This window comes from Nocardia sputorum (assembly GCF_027924405.1).
Lineage (GTDB): Bacteria > Actinomycetota > Actinomycetes > Mycobacteriales > Mycobacteriaceae > Nocardia > Nocardia sputorum.
The window spans coordinates 560,695-583,246 of sequence record NZ_AP026978.1; the positions used below are offsets into that span (position 1 = coordinate 560,695).

Consider the following 22,552-nt stretch of genomic DNA (forward strand, 5'->3'; position numbering starts at 1 on the left):
TCACGCTGATCCAGGTCGCGCCCGACCGCTGGCAGTTCGTGGTGGCCAACCACCACATCCTGCTCGACGGCTGGTCCATGCCGCTGCTCATGCGGGATCTGCTGGTGCTCTACGCCGCCCACGCGGATGCGTCCGCGCTGCCCGCGGTGCGCTCCTACCGGCACTTCCTGGACTGGACCCGGCAGCAGGACCACGCGGCGTCGCTGGCGGCGTGGGCGCACGCGCTGCGCGGCGTCGGCGAGCCGACCCTGCTGGCGCGACCGGACGCCGGTCGCGAGATCACTTCGCTGTCCGGCGAGTACTTCTTCGATCTGGACGAGGCGACCACCGCGCGGTTGACCGCGCTGGCCGGCTCGCTCGGCGTCACCCCGAACACCGTGTTGCAGACGGCCTGGGGCATCCTCGTCGGGCGGATGACCAGCCGCGACGACGTGCTGTTCGGCACCACCGTCTCCGGGCGTCCCGCGCAGTTGTCCGGCGTGGAGGCGATGGTCGGCCTGTTCATCAACACCGTGCCGGTGCGGGTGCGTTTCGATCCGTCCGAGCCGGTGCGCGATCTGCTGGTCCGCACCCAGGGCGAGCAGGCCGATCTGCTCGACCACCACTACGTGGGCCTGGCCGACATCCAGTCGGTCGCGGGCATCGGCGGTCTGTTCGACACCCTGGTGGTGTTCGAGTCCTACCCGGTCGACGCCGCGGGCTTGCAGGCGCAGGCCGCGGACATCGACGGCATGGCGGTGGTCGGCCTGGACGCGGCCGACGCCACGCACTACCCGCTGACCCTGATCGCGCAGCTGGATTCGCGGCTGCGGGTGCGCGCGGGCTACCTGCGCGACCTGTTCGACGAGCAGACGGTGCGCCGCATCGCCGACCGCTTGGTCCGGGTGCTCACCGCGATCACCGCGGAGCCCGACGCGGTGGTCGGTGACATCGCGCTGCTGGATGCCGCCGAGCGCGAGCTCGTGGTGTCCCGCTGGAACGACACCGCGCATCCGGTGGACACCGGTGCGACTTTGGTGTCGATGTTCTACGACCAGGTCGAACGCACTCCGGACGCGACCGCGATCACGTTCGAGGGGACAAGTCTGTCCTACGCCGAGTTCTCCTGGCGGGTGAACCAGCTGGCGCGCTGGCTGATCGCGCGCGGCGTGGGCGCGGAATCGTATGTGGCGCTGGGCATGCGGCGCTCGATCGATCTGGTGGTCGGCATGTACGCCGTCGCCGTGGCCGGTGGCTCGTACGTGCCGCTGGATCCGGATCACCCGGCCGAGCGCACCGAATACATCCTCGGCACCGCCGATCCGGTGTGCGTGCTGACCTCCGGCAGTGATCTGGACATCGACACCGCGCAGGTGCGCATCGACTTGCTCGACCTGAAGGGCCTGTCGGAGGCGCCGGTTACCGACGCGGATCGTCGTGCGCCGCTGCGTCCGTCGAACACGGCCTATGTGATCTTCACGTCGGGTTCGACGGGTCGTCCGAAGGGTGTTGCGGTCTCGCACGCCGCGATCGTCAACAGGCTCGTCTGGATGCAGACTGCCTACCAGCTGACCGGCGCCGATGTGGTGTTGCAGAAGACCCCGGCCACCTTCGATGTGTCGGTGTGGGAGTTCTTCTGGCCGTTGCAGATCGGCGCGCGCCTCGTGGTCGCCAAGCCGGACGGGCATCGCGACCCCGCCTACCTGGCCGAGATCATCAGCACCGAAAAGGTGACCGTCACCCACTTCGTGCCGTCGATGTTGGCGGTGTTCGTGGCGGATACGGCAGCGGCGCAGTGTGATTCGCTGCGATTGGTGTTCGCCTCGGGTGAGGCGTTGCCGCCCAAGCCCGCGCATCGCCTGCGCGAGCTGACCGGTGCCGCGTTGCACAACCTCTACGGTCCGACCGAAGCCGCGGTCGACGTCACGTTCCACGAGGTCGTCGACGCCGACACCGAGTCGGTGCCGATCGGTGCGCCGGTGTTCAACACGCAGGTGTTCGTGCTGGATGCGCGCCTGCGCCCGGTTCCGGTGGGTGTCGCGGGTGAGCTGTACCTGGCGGGCGTCCAGCTCGCGCGGGGCTACGTCGCGCGCCCGGATCTGACGAGTGACCGTTTCGTCGCCAACCCGTACGGCGAGCCAGGTTCGCGGATGTACCGCACGGGTGACCTGGTGGCGTGGACCGAGCACGGTGAGCTGGAGTACTTGGGCCGCACCGACTTCCAGGTGAAGCTGCGTGGTCTGCGGATCGAACTCGGTGAGATCGAGCAGGCGCTGACCGGGCTGGACGAAGTCGCGCAGGCGGTCGTGGTGGTGCGCTCCGATGCGCACTCCGGCGACCAGCTCGTCGCGTACGTCATCCCCGCGCCGGACGCCGCGCTGGACACCGACCTGGTCCGCGAGGACCTGGGACGGCAGCTGCCCGCGTACATGGTGCCGTCGATCGTGATGGTGCTGACCGAGTTCCCGCTCAACGCCTCCGGCAAGCTGGACCGCAAGGCGCTGCCCGCGCCGGTGTTCGAGGCCGCGGTGTTCCGCGCCCCGACCACGCCGGTCGAGGAGATCGTCGCCGCCACCTTCGCCGACGTGCTCGGCCTCGAGCGGGTGGGCCTGGACGACGACTTCTTCGCTCTCGGCGGCAACTCGCTGTCGGCCACCCAGGTGGCGGCCCGGTTGTCGGCCGCGCTGGACACCGACCTCGGCGTGCGCGAGCTGTTCGAGGCGTCCACCGTGGTCGCGCTGGCCGCGCGCGCGGAGACCAAGGCGGGCGCGGGCGGTCGCGCCCCGCTGGCGCCGCAACAGCGCCCGGAACTGGTGCCGCTCTCGCTGGCTCAGCAGCGCATGTGGTTCCTCAACCGCTTCGACCCCGACTCGGCGGTGGACAACATCCCGGCCGCGGTGCGGCTGTCCGGCCTGCTGGACCGGCAGGCGCTGCAGATCGCCGTCGCCGACGTGCTGGCCCGCCACGAGTCGCTGCGCACCTACTACCCCGAGGTGGACGGCGCCGCGCACCAGCGGATCGTGGCCACGGCCAAGGTCATCCCCGACCTCACGCCGATCGACGTCACCGAAGCCGAACTGCCCGGACAGCTCGCGCGGCTGATCGGCACCGCCTTCGACGTCACCGCCGAGGTGCCCTTCCGCGCCCGGCTGTTCGAGATCAGCCCCACCGAGCACGTGCTCGCGCTGGTGGTGCACCACATCTCGGCCGACGGCTTCTCCATGGGCCCGCTGACCCGCGACGTGATGACCGCCTACGGCGCCCGCGTCGACGGCGGCGAACCCGCCTGGCGTCCGCTGGAGGTGCAGTACGCCGACTTCGCGCTGTGGCAGCGCCAGGTGCTCGGCGCCGAGGACGACCCGGCCTCGGTGATCTCCGAGCAGATCTCGTTCTGGTCGGACACGCTGCGCGGACTGCCCGAGCAGCTGGACCTGCCCTCGGATCGGCCGCGGCCCGCGGTCGCCTCCGGTCGCGGCGCCACGCACGTCTTCGAGATCGACGCGGAGACCCATGCCCAGCTCACCGAACTGGCCCGCACGCGGGGCGCGACGCTGTTCATGGTCGCGCACACCGCGCTGGCCGTGCTGCTGGCGCGGCTGTCCGGCGAGGACGACATCGCGATCGGCACGCCGGTCGCCGGCCGTGGCGAGCGCGCGCTCGACGACCTGATCGGCATGTTCGTCAACACCCTGGTGCTGCGGACCCCGATCGAGAGCGGCGCGACGTTCACCGAGCTGCTGCGCGCGGTGCGCGCCACCGACATCGCCGCGTTCGGGCACGCCGACCTGCCGTTCGAGCGGTTGGTGGAGATCCTGAACCCGGCGCGTTCGCAGGCGCGGCACCCGCTGTTCCAGGTGATGCTGTCGTTCCAGAACACCGGCCAGAACAGCCTGGAGCTGCCCGGCCTGACGGTGAGCGGCGTCGAGCTGCCCATCGACGTCGCCAAGTTCGACCTGCAATTGGTGCTGTCCGAACGCGACGCCGAGACCGGCGCGGGCATCGCCGCCGAGCTGATCTACGCCACCGACCTGTTCGACCCGGCCACCATGGCCGAGTTCGGGCGGCGCTTCGGCCGGTTGCTGCGGGCCGTCGCCGCCGAGCCGGACCGGCCGATCGGCGACCTAGCGCTGCTGGACGAGCAGGAGACCGCGCGGGCGCTGCGTGGCTGGAACGACACCGCCCGCGATCTCGGCCCGGCGACCACGCTGGTCGAGGAGTTCGCCGCGCAGGCCGCGGCCACCCCGGACGCGGTCGCCGTGGTCGACCCGGCCACCGGGACGTCCCTCACCTACGCCGAGTTCGCCGCCCGCGTGCGGCGGCTGGCGCGCCGCCTCGTCGAGGCGGGCGTCGGTCCGGAGACGCTGGTCGCCCTGGGCCTGCGCCGGTCGGTGGACCTGGTCGTGGCCGCCTACGCGGTGCAGGCGGCGGGCGGCGGTTATGTGCCGCTGGATCTGGACCAGCCCGCCGAACGCGTGCACTACGTGCTCGACTCGGCCGATCCGGTCTGCGTGCTGACCACCGCGCGCGACGCGTTCGACGGCGCGGGCCGCGCGACGTTGCGCATCGACGAGCTGGACCTGTCCGGCTACTCGGACGCTCCCGTCACCGACGCCGAACGCATCGCGCCGCTGCGCCCGCAGCACCCGGCGTACGTGATCTTCACCTCGGGTTCGACCGGACGCCCCAAGGGCGTCGCCGTGCCGCACTCGGCGGTGGTGAACCAGATCCGCTGGATCACGGTCGAATACGGCATCGGCGCGGACGACGTGGTGCTGTTCAAGACCCCCGCCACGTTCGACGTGTCGGTGTGGGAGCTGTTCGGCCCGCTGAGCACCGGCGGCCGGATCGTGGTGGCGAGCCCGGACGGGCACCGCGACCCGCAGTACCTGGCCGAGGTGATCGCGGCCGAGCGGGTCACCATGACCTCGTTCGTGCCGTCCATGCTGACCGTCTTCGCCGGCGCCATCGACCCGGCCGGCGCGGACGCGCTCGCCTCGCTGCGCACGCTGTTCGTCGCCGGTGAGGCGTTCACCGCCGACGCGGTCGTGGCCATCCGCCGGGTGAGCGACGCCGCGCTGTACAACCTGTACGGCCCCACCGAGTTCACCGTGCACGCCACGCACGGCCCGGTCGCCGACCAGGTGGACGGGGCGGTGCCGATCGGTCTGCCGGTGTGGAACGCGCAGGCGTACGTCCTGGATTCGCGCCTGCACCCGGTGCCGGCGAACGTCGCGGGTGAGCTGTACCTCGCGGGCGATCAACTGGCGCGCGGCTACTTCGGCCGTGCGGACCTGACCGCCGACCGGTTCGTGGCCAACCCGTACGGGGAGCCCGGCGCGCGGATGTACCGCACCGGTGACTTGGTGCGCCGGGACGCCACCGGCGCGATCGAGTACCTGGGCCGCACCGACTTCCAGGTGAAGCTGCGCGGTCTGCGCATCGAACTCGGCGAGATCGAGACCGCGCTGACCGCGCACGAATCGGTCGCGCAGTCGGTCGCGCTGGTGCGTTCCGACGCGCACACCGGCGACCAGCTGGTGGGTTACGTCGTGCCAGCGGGCGGCGCGACGGTGGACGTCGAGGCGTTGCGCGCGCACCTGGCCGCGCAGCTGCCGTCGTACATGGTGCCCGCCGCGATCGTGATGCTCGACGCTATGCCGCTGAACCCGAACGGCAAGCTGGATCGGCGCGCGCTGCCCGAACCCGTCTTCGAGGCGCGGGAATTCCGCGCGCCCTCGACGCCGGTGGAGGAGATCGTCGCCGACGTCTTCGCCGAGGTGCTCGGCCTGGCGCAGGCCGAACGCGCGGTCGGCCTGGACGACGACTTCTTCGAGCTGGGCGGCAACTCACTGATCGCCACCCAGGTGGTGGCGCGTCTCGGCGCCGCGCTGGACACCCGGATCCCGGTCCGCACGCTGTTCGAGGCGCCGACCGTGGCCGCGCTCGCCGCGCGAGTCGAGTCGCACCAGGGCACCGGACGCCGCCGCGAGCTGGTGGCGGGCCCGCGTCCGCCGAAGATCCCGCTGTCGCTGGCGCAGCAGCGGATGTGGTTCCTGAACCGGTTCGACAACCAGACCGCGGTGAACAACATCCCGCTCGCGGTCCGGCTCACCGGCACCCTCGACACCGAGGCGCTGCGGCAGGCCGTCGCCGACGTGGTCGACCGGCACGAGGTGCTGCGCACCGTCTACCCGGAGACCGCCGACGGCCAGGGCGTGCAGGTCGTGCTGCCCGCCGGGCACAGCGCCGTCGATCTCACCCCGATCGAGGTGTCCGAGGCCGAGATCTCCGAGCGGATCAGCGAACTGGTGCTGACCGGTTTCGACGTCACCGCCGAGGTCCCGGTGCGCGCGCAGCTGTTCCGCATCGCGGGCTCGATGGACGGCTCGCAGCCCGACACCCACGTGCTGGTGTTCGTGGTGCACCACATCTCCGGCGACGGCTGGTCGGTGCGCCCGCTGGCGCGCGACGTGATGGTGGCCTACTCGGCGCGTTCGCGCGGCGAGGCGCCCGCCTGGGCTCCGCTGCCGGTGCAGTACGCCGACTACGCGCTGTGGCAGCGCGAGACGCTGGGCTCCGAGGCCGATCCCGCCTCGCTGATCGCCCAGCAGGTCGCGTTCTGGTCCGACACCTTGGCCGGGCTGCCGGATCAGCTGGATCTGCCCTCGGACCGCTCGCGTCCGGCAGTGGCGTCCAACCGCGGTGGGGTGTACGAGTTCTCGCTCGACGCGCGGTTGCTGCGCGAGCTGAACGCGCTGGCCCGCGCGAACGGCGCCAGCTTGTTCATGGTGGTGCACGCGGCGTTCGCCGCGCTGCTGGCGCGGTTGTCCGGCAGCGACGACATCGCCGTCGGCACCGCGGTCGCGGGCCGCGGCGAGGCGGTGCTCGACGACGCCATCGGCATGTTCGTCAACACGCTGGTGCTGCGCAGCGCGGTCGATCCCGCGATGCCGTTCACCGAACTGCTCGCCCGCACCAAGGACACCGATCTCGCGGCGTTCGCGCACGCGGACCTGCCGTTCGAGCGGTTGGTGGAAATCCTGAACCCGGCGCGTTCGCAGGCGCGGCACCCGCTGTTCCAGGTGATGCTGTCGTTCCAGAACACCGGTGAGGCCACCTTCGAGCTGCCCGGCCTGGAAGTGGCCGGGGTGCCGCTGGACGTGGTGACCGCCAAGTTCGACCTGCATCTCAACCTCGCCGACCGGTTCGACGCCTCGGGCGCGGCCGACGGCATGACCGCCGAATTCGCCTACGCCACCGACATGTTCGACCCCGACACCATCGCGGGCGTCGCGTCGCGGCTGGTGCGGATGCTGAGCGCGATCGCCGCGGACGCGTCCGTGGCGATCGGCGATGTGGAACTGCTCGACAGCGTCGAGCGCACCGAGGTGCTCGAACGGTGGAACGACACCGCGCACCCGGTGGACCCGGCCGCCACCCTGGTGTCGATGTTCGCCGCCCAGCTGGCGCGGACCCCGGACGCGCCCGCGGTGACGTTCGAGGGGACGAGTCTGTCCTACGCCGAGTTCGCTTCCAGGGTGAACCGCCTTGCCCGGCATCTGATCTCGCTGGGCGTCGGCCCCGATTCGATGGTCGCGCTGGGTATGCGCCGCTCGATCGACCTGGTGGTCGGCATGTACGCGGTGAGCGTCGCCGGTGGCGCGTACGTGCCGCTGGACCCGGATCACCCGGCCGACCGCACTCGGTATGTGCTCGACACCGCGCAGCCGGTGTGCGTGCTCACCACCTCCCGCGACGGGTTCGACGCGGGGGCGACCCGGGCGATCGAGATCGACGTGGTGTCCCTGGCCGGTTACTCCGACGAGCCGGTCACCGACGCCGATCGCCGTGCGCCGCTGCGTGCGTCGAACACCGCGTACGTGATCTTCACGTCCGGTTCGACCGGCCGCCCGAAGGGTGTGGCGGTCTCGCACGCCGCGATCGTCAACCGCCTGGTGTGGATGCAGGACGAGTACGGCTTGGACCACACCGACGTGGTGTTGCAGAAGACCCCGGCCACGTTCGACGTGTCGGTGTGGGAGTTCTTCTGGCCGTTGCAGGTCGGCGCGCGCCTGGTGGTGGCGAAGCCGGACGGTCATCGCGATCCGGCCTACCTCGTGCAGGTCATCACCGGCGAGCGGGTCACCACGGCGCACTTCGTGCCGTCGATGCTGTCGGTGTTCGTCGCCGAGGAACGCGCCGACGAGTGCACCAGCCTGCGCAACGTCTTCGCCTCGGGTGAGGCGCTGCCCGCGCAGACGGCGCAGAAGCTCGTCGAGCTGACCGGCGCTCGCTTGCACAACCTGTACGGCCCGACCGAGGCCGCGGTCGACGTCACCTTCCACGAGGTGACCGAGGCCGACGCGGTGTCGGTGCCGATCGGCGCCCCGGTGTTCAACACCCAGGTGTACGTGCTGGATTCGCGGCTGCACCCGGTGCCGGTGGGTGTCGCGGGTGAGCTGTATCTCGCGGGCGTGCAACTGGCCCGCGGCTACGTCGCGCGTCCGGATCTGACCTCCGACCGGTTCGTGGCCAACCCCTACGGCGCCCCGGGCGAGCGGATGTACCGCACCGGCGACCTGGTCACCTGGACCGACAAGGGCGAGCTGGAGTACCTGGGCCGCACCGACTTCCAGGTGAAGCTGCGCGGTCTGCGCATCGAGCTGGGCGAGATCGAGTCGGCGCTCACGGCGCTGGACTCGATCGCCCAGGCGGTGGTCGTGGTGCGCTCGGACGATCGATTGGGCGACCAGCTGGTCGCGTACGTCATCGCGACCGCCGGACGTGCGGTGGACATCGAGGGCGTACGCGCCGAACTCGGCGGCGAGCTGCCCGCGTACATGGTGCCGTCGGCGTTCGTCGTGCTGGAGGCGTTCCCGCTGAACGCGTCCGGCAAGCTGGATCGCAAGGCGCTGCCCGCGCCGGTGTTCGAGGCCAAGGTGTTCCGCGCCCCGTCCACCCCGATCGAGGAGATCGTGGCGGGCACCTTCGCCGACGTGCTCGGCGTCGCCCGCGTGGGCCTGGACGACGACTTCTTCGAACTCGGCGGCAACTCGCTGCTGGCCACCCAGGTGACCGCGCGGCTGGGCGCCGCCCTGGACACCCGGCTCGCGGTGCGCGACCTGTTCGAGGCGTCCACCGTGGTGGCGCTGGCCGCCCGGGTGGAGCACAACGCCGGCTCCGGCCGGGACCGGCCGCGCCTGGAGGCGGGGGAGCGCCCGGCGCGCATCCCGCTCTCGCCCGCGCAGCAGCGGTACTGGTTCCTCAACCAGTTCGACACGGCCACTTCGGCGGTGGACAACATCCCGCTGGCCGTCCGGCTGTCCGGCACGCTCGACGTGGCCGCGCTGGAACAGGCCATCGGCGACGTGTTCGCCCGCCACGAGGTGCTGCGCACCACCTACCCGCGTTCGGCGGAGGGCCCGCATCAGGTGATCCGTCCGGCGGACCGGTCGGCGGCGGCGCTCAGCCCGATCGACGTCACCGAGGAGGATCTGCTCGGCGCCGTCATCGGTTTCGCGTTGACCACCTTCGACGTCACCGTCGAGGTGCCGTTGGCCGTGGCGCTGTTCCGGATCGCCGACAACGACCACGTGCTCGCGTTCACCGTGCACCATGTGGCCGCCGACGGCTCGTCGATGGGCCCGCTGGCTCGCGACGTGATGGCCGCCTACGTGGCGCGCGTGCAGGGCGAGGCGCCGCAGTGGCAGCCGCTGCCGGTGCAGTACGCCGACTACGCGCTGTGGCAGCGCGCGGTGCTCGGTTCGGAGGACGATCCGGAATCGCTGGCCGCGCAGCAGGTGGCGTACTGGACGGCCACGCTGGCCGGCCTGCCCGATCAGCTGGAACTGCCCGCCGACCGGCCGCGCCCGCCCGCGCAGTCGTTCCAGGGCAAGGCGATCCGCTTCGAGATCGACCCGCAGCGGCACGCCCGCCTGCACGAATTGGCGCGCGCGCACAACGCGTCGCTGTTCATGGTGGTGCACGCGGCGCTGGCGGTGTTGCTGTCGCGGCTGTCCGGCACCGACGACATCGCGGTCGGCACGCCGATCGCCGGTCGTGGTGAACGCGAACTCGACGACCTGATCGGCATGTTCGTCAACACCCTGGTGTTCCGAACCGCGGTGAACGCCGGTGCCTCGTTCGCCGACCTGCTCGGCGACGTGAAGGAACGCGACCTGGAGGCGTTCGCCAACGCCGACGTGCCGTTCGAGCGCCTGGTCGAGGTGCTCAACCCGGTGCGCTCGACCGCGCGCAACCCGCTGTTCCAGGTGGGCCTGTCGTTCCAGAACCTGGCCGAGACCACCTTCGAGCTGCCCGGCCTGACGGTGAGCGCGGTCAACTTCGATTCGCAGCTGGCCAAGACCGACCTGCACGTCACGCTGTACGACCGGTACGCCGAGGACGGCACGCCCGCCGAGATCATCACCGAATTCGGTTACGCCACCGATCTGTTCGACGAGAGCACGGTGCAGGGCTTCGCCGACCGGTTCCTGCGGGTGCTCGACGCCGTGCTGGCCGACGCCACGGTGCGGGTGGGTGAGATCGATCTGCTCGCGCCCGAGGAGAGCGAGCGCATCCTCACCGCGTGGAACGACACCGCATACGATCTCGATGCTCTGCTCGCGGCGCGTTCCGCGGGCTCCACGCGCACCGCGACGCTGGTGTCGCTGCTGGATGCCACGGTGGCCGCCACCCCGGACGCGGTGGCGCTGGTCGCCGACGAGCCGACCGGCCGCCGGGAGCTGACCTACGCCGCGCTGGACGCGCGGGTCAACCGCCTGGCCCGGTACCTGATCGGCCGCGGCGTCGGACCGGAGGACCGGGTCGCGCTGGCGATTCGCCGCTCCACCGATCTCGTGGTCGCGATGTACGCGGTCGCCAAGGCCGGTGCGGCCTACGTGCCGATCGATCCCGATCAGCCCGCCGAGCGGACCGATTACATCCTCGGCACCGCCGCTCCGGTGTGCGTGCTGACCACCGGCCGGGACGGTTTCCACACCGCGGCGGCCGACGTGGTGCAGATCGACGCGCTCGACCTCGCCGAGTACGCGGCCGCTCCGGTGACCGCGGGCGAGCGCACCGGTGCGCTGACCCCGGCGAACACCGCCTACGTGATCTTCACCTCCGGTTCGACGGGTCAGCCCAAGGGCGTCGCCGTCCCGCACGGCGCGATCGTCAACCAGTTGCAGTGGGAGACGACCGTCTTCGAGCTGGGCGCGGACGACGCGGTGCTGCTGAAGACGGCGGCGACGTTCGACCTCTCGGTCTGGGAGTTCTGGTCGGCCGCGGTGTCCGGTGGCCGCCTGGTGATCTCGTCCGCCGACGGGCACCGCGACCCGGCGTACCTGAACGAGCTGATGCGCGCCACCGGCGTCACCACGCTGCACGTGGTGCCGTCCATGCTGGACGCGCTGCTCACCGAATCCGGTGGCCGCCTGTCGGACTCGCTGCGCCGGGTGCTGGCCATCGGTGAGGCGCTGCCCGCGGCGACCGCCCAGCGGTTGCGCCGCCACAACGCCGCCGAACTGCACAACCTGTACGGTCCGACCGAGGCGGCGGTGTCGATCACCAGCCACCTGGTCACCGATGCCGACGAGGTGTCGGTGTCGATCGGCGCGCCGGAGTGGAACAGCCGGGTGTACGTGCTCGACTCCCGCCTGCGGCCCGTGCCGGTCGGCGTCTCGGGCGAGCTGTACCTCGCCGGTGCGCAGCTGGCGCGCGGTTACTTCGGGCGTTCCGATCTGACGGCCGACCGGTTCGTCGCCGATCCGTTCGGTGCGCCGGGCGACCGGATGTACCGCACCGGCGACCTGGTGGCCTGGAGCGCCACCGGCGAGCTGGACTACCGCGGCCGCACCGACTTCCAGGTGAAGATCCGCGGCTTCCGCATCGAACTCGGCGAGATCGAGGCGGCGCTGTTGCGGCAGGACATGGTGAGCGCGGCGGCCGTCGTCGCGCACACCGATCCCAGCATCGGCGACCGGCTGGTCGCCTACGTGGTGACCCGCACGGGCACGCTGGACAAGCGCGCGCTGCAGTCCGCGCTGTCGGCCGAGCTGCCGTCGTACATGGTGCCGTCGATGCTGATCCAGCTGGAGTCGTTGCCGCTCAACGCCAACGGCAAACTGGACCGCAAGGCGCTGCCGGAGCCCACCTTCGAGAAGGCGGTCTTCCGCGCGCCGGTGACGCCGATCGAGCAGATCGTGGCGAACACGTTCGCGGAGGTGCTGCGGCTCTCCGATCGCGAAGGGGGCGAGGCCAAGCGACTCGGCCTGGACGACGACTTCTTCGCGTGGGGCGGCAACTCGCTGCTGGCGACGCAGGTCGCCGCCCGCCTGGGCGAGGCGCTCAACACCCGGGTGCCGGTGCGCCTGCTGTTCGAGGCGTCCACCGTGGCCGCGCTGGCGGTGCGCGTGGAGCAGCACGCCGACATGGGCGGCCGCCGCGCGCTGACGGCGGGTCCGCGGCCGGAGCACATTCCGCTGTCGCTGGCGCAGCAGCGCATGTGGTTCCTCAACCGGTTCGACACCCAGTCGGCGGCCTACAACGTGCCGATCGCGGTGCGGCTGTCGGGCGCGCTGGACGTGGCCGCGCTGCGCGCCGCCATCGCGGACCTGGTGAGCAGGCACGAGATCCTGCGCACGGTCTACCCGCAGACCGAGGCGGGCCCGGTGCAGGTCATCCTGCCGCCCGCCCAGGCCGTGCCGCGCCTGGAGGTGCGGGTGGTCGCGCCGTCGCAGATCGAGTCCGCCGTGGTGGCGCTGACCTCGACGATCTTCGACGTCACCACCGAGGTGCCGGTGAAGGTCGCGCTGTTCCAGCTCGCCGGAGAGGGCGCGCAGACCGGAGCCGACGGGCCGGTGGACTACGTGCTGGCCATGGTCGTGCACCACATCTCCGGTGACGGCTCCTCGGTCGGCCCGCTGACCAGGGACCTGATGATCGCCTACGCCGCGCGGTCGGCGGGCGAGGCGCCGAACTGGGCGCCGCTGCAGGTCCAGTACGCGGACTACAGCATCTGGCAGCGGGAACTGCTCGGCGACGAGAACGATCCGGAATCGCTGGCCGCCAAGCAGGTCGCCTACTGGAAGCAGGCACTGGCAGAACTGCCCGACCAGCTGGACCTGCCCTCGGACCGGCCGCGCCCGGCGGTGCAGTCGTTCGCGGGCGGCAAGGTCGAGCTGCGGGTGGACGCGCAGACCCATCAGGCGCTGATCGAACTGGCGCGCGCGGAGGGCGCGACGCTGTTCATGGTCGTGCACACCGCGCTCGCCGTCCTGTTGTCCAGATTGTCCGGCACCGACGACATCGCGATCGGCACGCCGATGGCGGGCCGTGGCGAGGCCGCGCTCGACGACCTGATCGGCATGTTCGTCAACACCCTGGTGTTCCGCACCCGGGTGGAGGCGGGCGAGGCGTTCACCGATCTGCTCGCCCGCCAGCGCGAGACCGACATCCAGGCGTTCGCCAACGCCGACGTGCCGTTCGAGCGCCTGGTGGAGGTGCTCAACCCGGTGCGTTCGACCGCGCGGCACCCGCTGTTCCAGGTGGGTCTGTCGTTCCAGAATCTGGCGCAGTCCGCGCTGGAGCTGCCCGGCCTGAGCGTGTCCGGCCTGGACATCGACACCGAGCTGTCCCAGTTCGACCTGCACCTGATCGCGACCGACCGCTACGACGACGCCGGCGTGCCCGAGGGCATCACCGGATTCTTCACCTACGCGACCGACATGTTCGATCGCGCCACGGTGCAGGGCTTCGTGGACCGGTTCGCGCGCCTGCTCGGCGAGATCGTCGCCGCGCCGCGTACCCCGGTCGGCGACCTCGAACTGCTCGAGGCCGCCGAGCGGACCCAGCTGCTCACCGCGCGCAACGCGACCGCGCAGCCGGTGGACACCTCCGCCACGCTGGTGTCGCTGCTGGACGCCACGGTCGCGGCCGGGCCGAAGGAAGTCGCGCTCGTCACCGAGGACGGCGAGTCGATCACCTATGGTGCGCTCGACGCGCGGGTGAATCGTCTTGCCCGGCATTTGATTTCGTTGGGTGTGGGGCCGGAGTCGCGGGTGGCGCTGGCGTTGCGCCGGTCGGTGGATCTGATCGTGGCGATGTATGCGGTGGCGAAGTCCGGTGGTGCGTATGTGCCGGTGGATCCGGATCAGGCTGCCGAGCGGACGAGCTACATTCTCGAGACGGCGGCACCGGTGTGTGTGCTGACCAACGCCGATGCCGAGTTCGAGACCGATGTCGCCGATGTTGTGCGTATTGATGAGCTGGATTTGTCGGGTGTGGACGGCAAGCCGGTTACTGATGCCGATCGGGTCGCACCCCTGCGTCCGGAGAACACGGCGTATGTGATCTTCACGTCTGGTTCGACGGGTCGCCCGAAGGGTGTGGCGGTTCCGCATGGCGCTATCGCCAACCAGTTGCAGTGGAAGAACGTCGAATTCGGCTTGGATGCGGCGGATGCGATCCTGTTGAAGACGGCGGCGACGTTCGACTTGTCGGTGTGGGAGTTCTGGTCGGCCGCTGTCTGCGGCGGTCGCCTGGTCATCGCTTCGCCGGACGGTCACCGCGACCCGGCGTACCTCAACGAGTTGATGGCTCGCGAGTGGGTCACCACGCTGCATGTGGTGCCGTCGATGCTGGACGCGTTGCTGACGGCTGGTATGCCGAACTCGCTGTGGCGGGTGTTGGCGATTGGTGAGGCTCTGCCGGGTTCGGTCGCCCAGCGGTTCCTGCGGGAACACCCGCGCACGGAACTGTTCAACCTCTACGGTCCGACCGAGGCGGCGGTGTCGATCACCAGCCACCGGGTCACTCTCGCCGACGAGACCTCCGTGTCGATCGGCGCGCCGGAATGGAACAGCCAGGTCTACGTCCTCGACTCCCGGCTGCGGCCGGTGCCGGACGGCGTCTCCGGCGAGTTGTACCTCGCCGGCGCGCAATTGGCGCGTGGTTACTTCGGTCGTGCGGATCTGACCGCGGATCGGTTCGTGGCCAACCCGTTCCAGCCCGGCGAGCGGATGTATCGCACGGGTGACTTGGTCGCGTGGAACAGCGCCGGTGAACTCGAATACCGGGGTCGTACGGACTTCCAGGTGAAGATCCGTGGTTTCCGCATCGAGTTGGGTGAGATCGAGGCCGCGCTGCTGGCGCTGCCCGAGATCGCGCAGACTGCGGTGATCGCGAAGTCCGACCCGAAGACCGGTGACCGGTTGGTGGCCTACTTGGTCCCGAGCGATGCCGATGCCGGTGTCGATGTGGCGCAGGTGAAGTCGGAACTCACCGCTGGGTTGCCGTCGTACATGGTGCCCGCGGCGTTCGTGGTGCTGGATGCGTTGCCGTTGAACGTCAACGGCAAGCTCGACCGCAAGGCGTTGCCCGAGCCGGAGTTCGAGGTTCAAGCGTTCCGCGCTCCCTCGACTCCGATCGAGGAGATCGTGGCGAACGTGTTCGCCGAGGTGCTCGGTGTCGAACGCGTCGGCGCGGACGACGACTTCTTCGCGCTGGGCGGTAACTCGTTGCTGGCGACGCAGGTCGCCGCGCGTATCGGCGCGGCGCTGGATGCCCGTGTGCCGGTGCGTGTGCTGTTCGAGGCCTCCACCGTGGCCGGATTGGCCGCGAAGGTCGAGCAGCACGCGGGCGCCGGTGGCCGTCGCGAGCTGGTCGCCGGACCGCGTCCGGACCACATTCCGCTGTCGCTGGCGCAGCAGCGCATGTGGTTCCTCAACCAGTTCGACACCGCCTCGGCCGTGAACAACATCCCGGTGGCCGTGCGGCTCACCGGCGAACTGGATGTCGAAGCGCTGCAAGCGGCGGTCGGCGACGTCATCGCCAGGCACGAGACCCTGCGCACCGTCTACCCCGAGCAGGGTGGCGCGGCGCACCAGGTCATCGTGCCCGTCGAGCGGGCACTGCCGGACTTGCGGCCGGAAGCGGTCGCGCCCGAGGACATCCGCCACCGGATCATCGAGGTGATCTCGGCCGGATTCGACGTGACCACCGAGGTTCCGTTGCGGGCGAAGCTGTTCCGGGTGACGGACGGGGCAGCCGACACGTCGTACGTGCTCGTGTTCGTCGCGCACCACATCAGCGCGGACGGCTGGTCGATGGGCCCGCTGACGCGTGACGTGATGCTCGCCTACGCGGCCCGTTCGGCCGGGGTGGAACCGGGCTGGGCGCCGCTGCCGGTGCAGTACGCCGACTTCAGCCTGTGGCAGCGCGACGTGCTCGGCTCCGAGGACGACCCGGAGAGCCTGATCTCGCAGCAGGCCCAGTACTGGCGCACCGCGCTGGCCGGGCTGCCGGACGAACTCAACCTGCCCGCCGACCGGCCGCGTCCGACGACGCAGTCGTTCGCCGGTGGACGCGTGGTGTTCCCGATCTCCGGCGAGCTGCACGGCAGGCTCACCGAGATCGCCAGGGAGCAGAACGCGACGCTGTTCATGGTCGTGCACGCCGCGCTCGCGCTGTTCCTGGCGCGCATGTCCGGCACCGACGACATCGCCGTCGGCACGCCCATCGCGGGCCGCGGCGAAGCGGAACTCGACGACGTGATCGGCATGTTCGTCAACACCCTGGTGCTGCGCTCGCACGTGGACGGCGACTTGACCTTCGGCCAGTTCCTGGCCCGCACCAAGGACGCCGACCTGCAGGCGTTCGCACACGCGGACCTGCCGTTCGAGCGGCTGGTGGAACTGCTCAATCCGGAGCGCTCCACCGCGCGGCACCCGCTGTTCCAGGTGGCGCTGTCGTTCGAGAACCTGCCCGAGAGCAGCTTCGAACTGCCCGGCTTGCACGTGGGCGCGGTCGATTTCGACGTCGACACCGCCAAGTTCGACCTGTCGCTGACCATCCGCGAGGCCGGGGAGAACCCCGACGACGCGGGCATGTACGCGGAGTTCTCCTTCGCGCGCGACCTGTTCGACGACGAGACGGTGCGGGTGTTCGCCGAGCGCTTCACCAGGCTGCTCACCGCGATCGCCACCGACCGGGAAACCCCGATCGGCGACCTGCCGCTGCTGGACGCGGCCGAGTACCACCTGCTCACGCACGTGGCGGGCGAGGACGTCATGGCCACCGGCCTGCTGCCGGACCTGCTGCAGCACGGCGCGCGGCTGGACCCCGAGCAGATCGCGGTGCGCTACCAGGGCCGCTCGATCACCTACCGCGAACTGGACGAGTACTCCTCGCGCCTGGCGCGGGTGCTCATCTCGCGCGGCGTGGGCCCGGAGCGCATCGTGGCGCTGTCGTTCCCGCGGTCCTACGAGATGGTCGCCGCGTTCTGGGCGGTGGCCAAGGCCGGCGGCGCGCACGTGCCGGTCGACCCGACCTACCCCGAAGACCGCATGCGGCACATGGTCAACGACTCCGGCGCGGTCATCGGCATCACCGCGAGCGAGTACGTCGACCGGCTGCCGCGCGACGTGGAGTGGCTGCGGATCGATGATCCGGAGTTGGGTGAACTGGTCGAGAGCCAGTCCGCCGAGCAGGTCACCGACGCCGACCGGATCTCCACGCTGGCGATGCGCCACCCGGCGTACGTCATCTACACCTCCGGCTCGACCGGTATGCCCAAGGGCGTCACCGTGACCCACGCGGGCATGGGCGGCCTGGTCGGCGTCGCGGCGGATCTGTACCAGCTGGAATCGCACCATCGGTTCCTGCACATCTGCTCGCCCAGCTTCGACCCGTCGGTGCTGGAGTGGCTGTGCGCCGCCTACACCGGCGCGACGCTGGTGGTCGTGCCGTCGACCATCATCGGCGGACCGGACCTCGCGGAGCTGCTGCGCACCGAGCGGGTCAGCCACACGATCATCACCCCCGCGGTGCTGGGCACGGTCGATCCGGAAGGCATGGAGGCGCTCGAGGTGGCCTCCGTCGGTGGTGACGTCACCACGCCGGAGCTGCTGGCCAAGTGGTGGCCGGGCCGGAAGTACTTCAACGCCTACGGCCCGACCGAGACGACGATCATCTCCTCCTACGCCCAGCTCACCCCGGGCAGGCACATCACCATCGGCCGTCCGGTGCGCGGCATGTCCGCGCTGGTGCTGGACAACCGGCTCAACCCGGTGCCGCCGGGCGTCGCGGGCGAGCTGTACCTGGCCGGTGGCGCGCTGGCGCGCGGCTACCACAACCGCCCCGACCTCACCGCGGAACGGTTCATCGCCAACCCGTGGAGCGACGAGGGCGCGCGGATGTACCGCACCGGCGACGTGGTGCGCTGGTTCGCCGAACCCGGCGAGCGCGCGGGCAACGCCGCGTTGCCGTCGGTGCCCTGGCAACTGGACTACGTGGGCCGCTCGGACTTCCAGGTGAAGATCCGCGGCTTCCGCATCGAGCTGGGCGAGATCGACACCGTGCTGGCGAGCCACGAGGACGTCGAGTACGCGATCACGATCGGCCGCAAGACCGAGGCGGGCGCGACGATCCTGGTGTCCTACGTGCTGGCCGCGCCGGGCCGGGAGATCGATACCGCGCGGCTGACCGAGTACGCCTCGCGCAGCCTGCCGCCGCACATGGTGCCGACGGCGATCGTGGTGATCGACGAGATCCCGCTGACCCCGGTCGGCAAGCTGGACCGCAAGGCGCTGCCCGAGCCCGAGCTGGCCCCGCGCGAGTTCCGCGCGCCGGCCAGCGAGGTCGAGGCCGTCATCGCCGAGGTGTTCGCCGAGGTGCTCGGCGTCGAGCAGATCGGTTTGGACGACTCGTTCTTCGCGCTCGGCGGCGACAGCATCCTGTCCATCCAGCTGGTCTCGCGGGCCAAGGCGCGCGGCGTGCTGTTCACTCCGCGTGACGTGTTCGAGCGGCGCAGCGTGGCCTCGCTGGCCGAGATCGCCGCGCTCGGCACCGGCGCCGAGCAGGCGCGGTTGGAGGAACTGCCGGGCGGCGGTGTCGGCGAGATCCCGCTGACCCCGATCATGCGGCAGATCCTCGGGAGCGGCTCGTCCTATCAGCGGTTCTCGCAGACCATGGCGCTGCGGCTGCCCGACGGCATCGACCGGGAGACCCTGGTCGCCACCATCGCGGCGGTGTTCGACCACCACGACGTGCTGCGGTCGCGGTTGCGCCGCACCGGCACGGACTGGACCTTCGAGGCGCTGCCGCACGGCGCGGTGGACGTCGACGCCCTGGTGCGGCGGGTGGACCTGGCCGCCGACACCGACGAGGCGGAGCTGGCCCGGGTCGCCACCGAAGCGCTCGACGGGGCGATGGGCGGGCTCGATCCGGCGAATGCCGCGATGGCGCAGTTCGTCTGGTTCGCGTTCGAAGGCGAGCGGCGGGACGTGCTTTTGATCGTCGCGCACCACTTCGTGGTCGACGGCGTGTCCTGGCGCATCCTGATCCCGGATCTGGCGGTCGCCTGGTCGCAGCTGGTCGCCGGTCAGCCGGTGGCGCTGCCCGCCAACGGCACCTCCATGCGGCGCTGGGCGCACAGCCTGGTCGAGGCGGCGAGCTCGCCGGACCGCGTCGCGGAACTGCCGTTCTGGCAGCAGGTTTCGGCCACGCCGGACCCGCTGCTCGGCGAGCGCGCGTTCGATCCTTCGGTGGACACGTTCGCCACCGTCGAGCGGGTGGAGGTCACCGTGCCCGCCGAGGTCACCGACGCGGTGCTCACCGCGATTCCGGGCCTGTACCGGGGCGGTGTGAACGACGGCCTGCTCTCGGCGCTGGCCATGGCGGTCGCCCGCTGGCGCGGCGACGGCTCGGACGCCGCACTGATCAAGCTGGAAGGCCACGGTCGTGAAGAGGACGTCGTGCCGGGCGCGGACCTCTCGCGCACGGTCGGCTGGTTCACCGCGGCCTACCCGGTCCGGCTGGACCTGGCAGGCGCCGACCTCACCGACGCGTTCGCCGGTGGCGCCGCGCTGGGCGAGATCGTGAAGTCGATCAAGGAGCAGTTGCTCGCGGTGCCCGACAAGGGTCTCGGCTACGGCCTGCTACGGCAGCTGAATCCGGAGACCGCGCCGACCCTCGGCGGCGCGGGTGGGAGCAGGGCGGGATCTGACGCAGCGCAGATCAGCTTCAACTACCTGGGCCGGATGTCGGCCGGGGAGATCCCCGAGCAGCTCGCCGAGATCGGCTGGGTGCCGGTGGCCGACCTCGGTCAGCTGGATGTCGACATGGACCTCGACATGCCCGCGAACGCGACGATCGACATCAACGCGATCGTCACCGACTCCGACGAGGGTCCGCGCCTCGGCGCGTCCTTCGCCTTCCCGACCGGCCTGCTGACCCGGGAACGGGTGCAGGAGTTCGCCGAGCTGTGGGTCGAGGCGCTCACCGCGCTGGCCACGCACGCGCGGCGGCCGGACGCGGGCGGTTTCACGCCGTCGGACATGCCGCTGGTGCGGGTGGGGCAGCAGGACATCGAGCAGTGGGAACGGGCCTACCCGGCGCTGTCGGAGGTGTGGCCGCTGTCGCCGCTGCAGTCGGGTCTGCTGTTCCACGCGATGATGACCCAGTCCACCGTGGACGTGTACACCATGCAGGCCGTGGTGGACCTGGGCGGCACGCTGGACGTGGCGCGGCTGCGGGCGGCGGCCCAGGGCATCGTCGACCGGTACCCGAACCTGCGCACCGCGTTCGTCACCGACGCCGACGGGCAGGCGGTGCAGGTGGTGCTGGATCGGGTCGAGGCGCCGTGGCGTGAGGTGGATCTCACCGAGCTGCCCGCCGACCAGCGGACCGCGGAACTGCGCAGGCAGGTCGCGGCCGATCAGGCGACGCACTTCGACATGGCCACCCCGCCGCTGATCCGGTTCACGCTGTTCCGCAGTGACGAGGCGCAATGGCACCTGGCCATCACCACCCACCACATCCTGCTGGACGGCTGGTCGATGCCGCTGCTCATGCGGGACCTGCTGGTGCTGTACGCGGTGCGCGGCGATCAGGCCGCGCTGCCGCGGGTGGCCTCCTACCGCAACTTCCTCGGCTGGCTGGCCGGGCGCGACCGGGACGCCTCGCTGCGCGCCTGGGCGGCGGCGCTGGAGGGCGTCAACGAACCCACCCAGCTCGCAGGCCAGCCGCGCGCCGCGGAGAACTACGAGATCGGCAAGGTGGTCACCGAACTCGACGCCGACCGCACCCGCCGGATCAGCAAGCACGCCGCCGAACTCGGCGTCACGGTGAACACGCTGGTGCAGGCGGCGTGGGGCATCCTGCTCGGGCGTCTGACCGGGCGCGGCGACGTGGTGTTCGGCGCGACGGTGTCCGGCCGCCCGGCCGAGCTGCCCGGCGTCGAGTCGATGGTGGGTCTGTTCATCAACACGCTGCCGGTGCGGCTGCGCATCGACGACCGCCAGACCATCGGCGAGCTGCTGGGCAGGTTGCAGGGCGATCAGGCCGGCTTGCTCGAGCACCACTACGTGGGGCTCACCGACATCCAGCGGGTGGCGGGCACCGGCTCGCTGTTCGACACGCTGCTGGTGTTCGAGTCCTATCCGATGGACAAGGAGGCGATCTCGGCCGCCAGCTCGATCGACGGCATGTCGGTGACCGGCGTCGGCGTCAACGACGCCACGCACTACCCGATGACGCTGCTGGTCATGTCGGAGGCCACCATCGAGCTGACCCTGAAGTACCTGGGCAGCCGGTTCACCGCCGAAGAGGTCGAGACCCTCGCCGAGCGGCTGGTGCGGGTGCTCGAGGCGCTGCTCGGCGATCCGGACGGCCTGGTCGGCGACATCGACATCCTCGATGAAGGCGAACGGGCCCGGCTGCTGGCCGAATCCGGTATCACCGCAACCGCTTCCGCGCCGGAGCCGGTCGGCCGGGTCGGGGCGCGCACGGTGGCCAAGGTGCTCGCCGAGGTCGTCGAAGAGGACCCGGAAGCGTCCGCGCTGCTGGCCGGCGCGGACGAGGTCGCCTTCCACCTGCTGGATCGGCGTTCCTCGCAGCTGGCCCGCGTGCTCATCGACCGCGGCGCCGGACCGGGCGACGTGGTCGCGGTGACGCTGCCGCGTTCGGTGGACGCGGTGGTCGCCGCCTGGGCGGTGCAGAAGGCCGGTGCGGCATGCCTGTTCGCGGGCGACCTCACCGCCGAGGAGCTGTCCGCGGCGGGCGCCGGATACGGCATCAGCCGGCAACCGGTGGCCGACAGCGACCTGCGCTGGGTGGCGCTCGACGACGTCCAGGTGCAGCAGGACATCGCCGCGGCCGCCGCGCATCCGGTCTCCTACGCCGACCGGGTCCGCCCGCTCGGCGAGGAACATCCGGCGTTCGTCGTCGTCACGGCGGACGGGGTCGTCTCGATGACCCAGTCCGAGGCGCTCGACGAGGCCGAACGGGTGCGCGAGGAATACGAGATCGACTACGAGTCGGCCACGTACGCCACCGCGGCCTCGGGCCGCCCCGCCGTCCTGGAGTTCCTGGTCTCCGCCACCGCCGGAGCCCTGTCCGTCCTCCCGACCGGCGACCTCGAGACCGACCTCACCGAGGGCGAGGTCACCCACTGGTTCGCGGCGCCGGGCGAAGCGACCGACGCGGCGGGCGAGGACATCACGATCGTCAGCTGATCGCACCGGACGAGCCCCCTCCCGACATGGGAGGGGGCTCTCCTGGGTGATGGCAC

Annotated in this window: 1 protein-coding gene (cut by a window edge); it reads left to right on the forward strand. The window is 70.9% G+C overall.

Going from position 1 to position 22,552, the window contains the following annotated elements:
* On the forward strand, positions 1–22,496 hold the 3' portion of the coding sequence (locus tag QMG86_RS02435; RefSeq protein WP_281877415.1) for a non-ribosomal peptide synthase/polyketide synthase. It extends 21,172 nt beyond the left edge of the window; 22,496 of the gene's 43,668 nt are visible here — the last part of the coding sequence; its start codon lies beyond the left edge, outside the window; it ends in the stop codon at positions 22,494–22,496.
* Positions 22,497–22,552 lie beyond the last annotated feature (56 nt).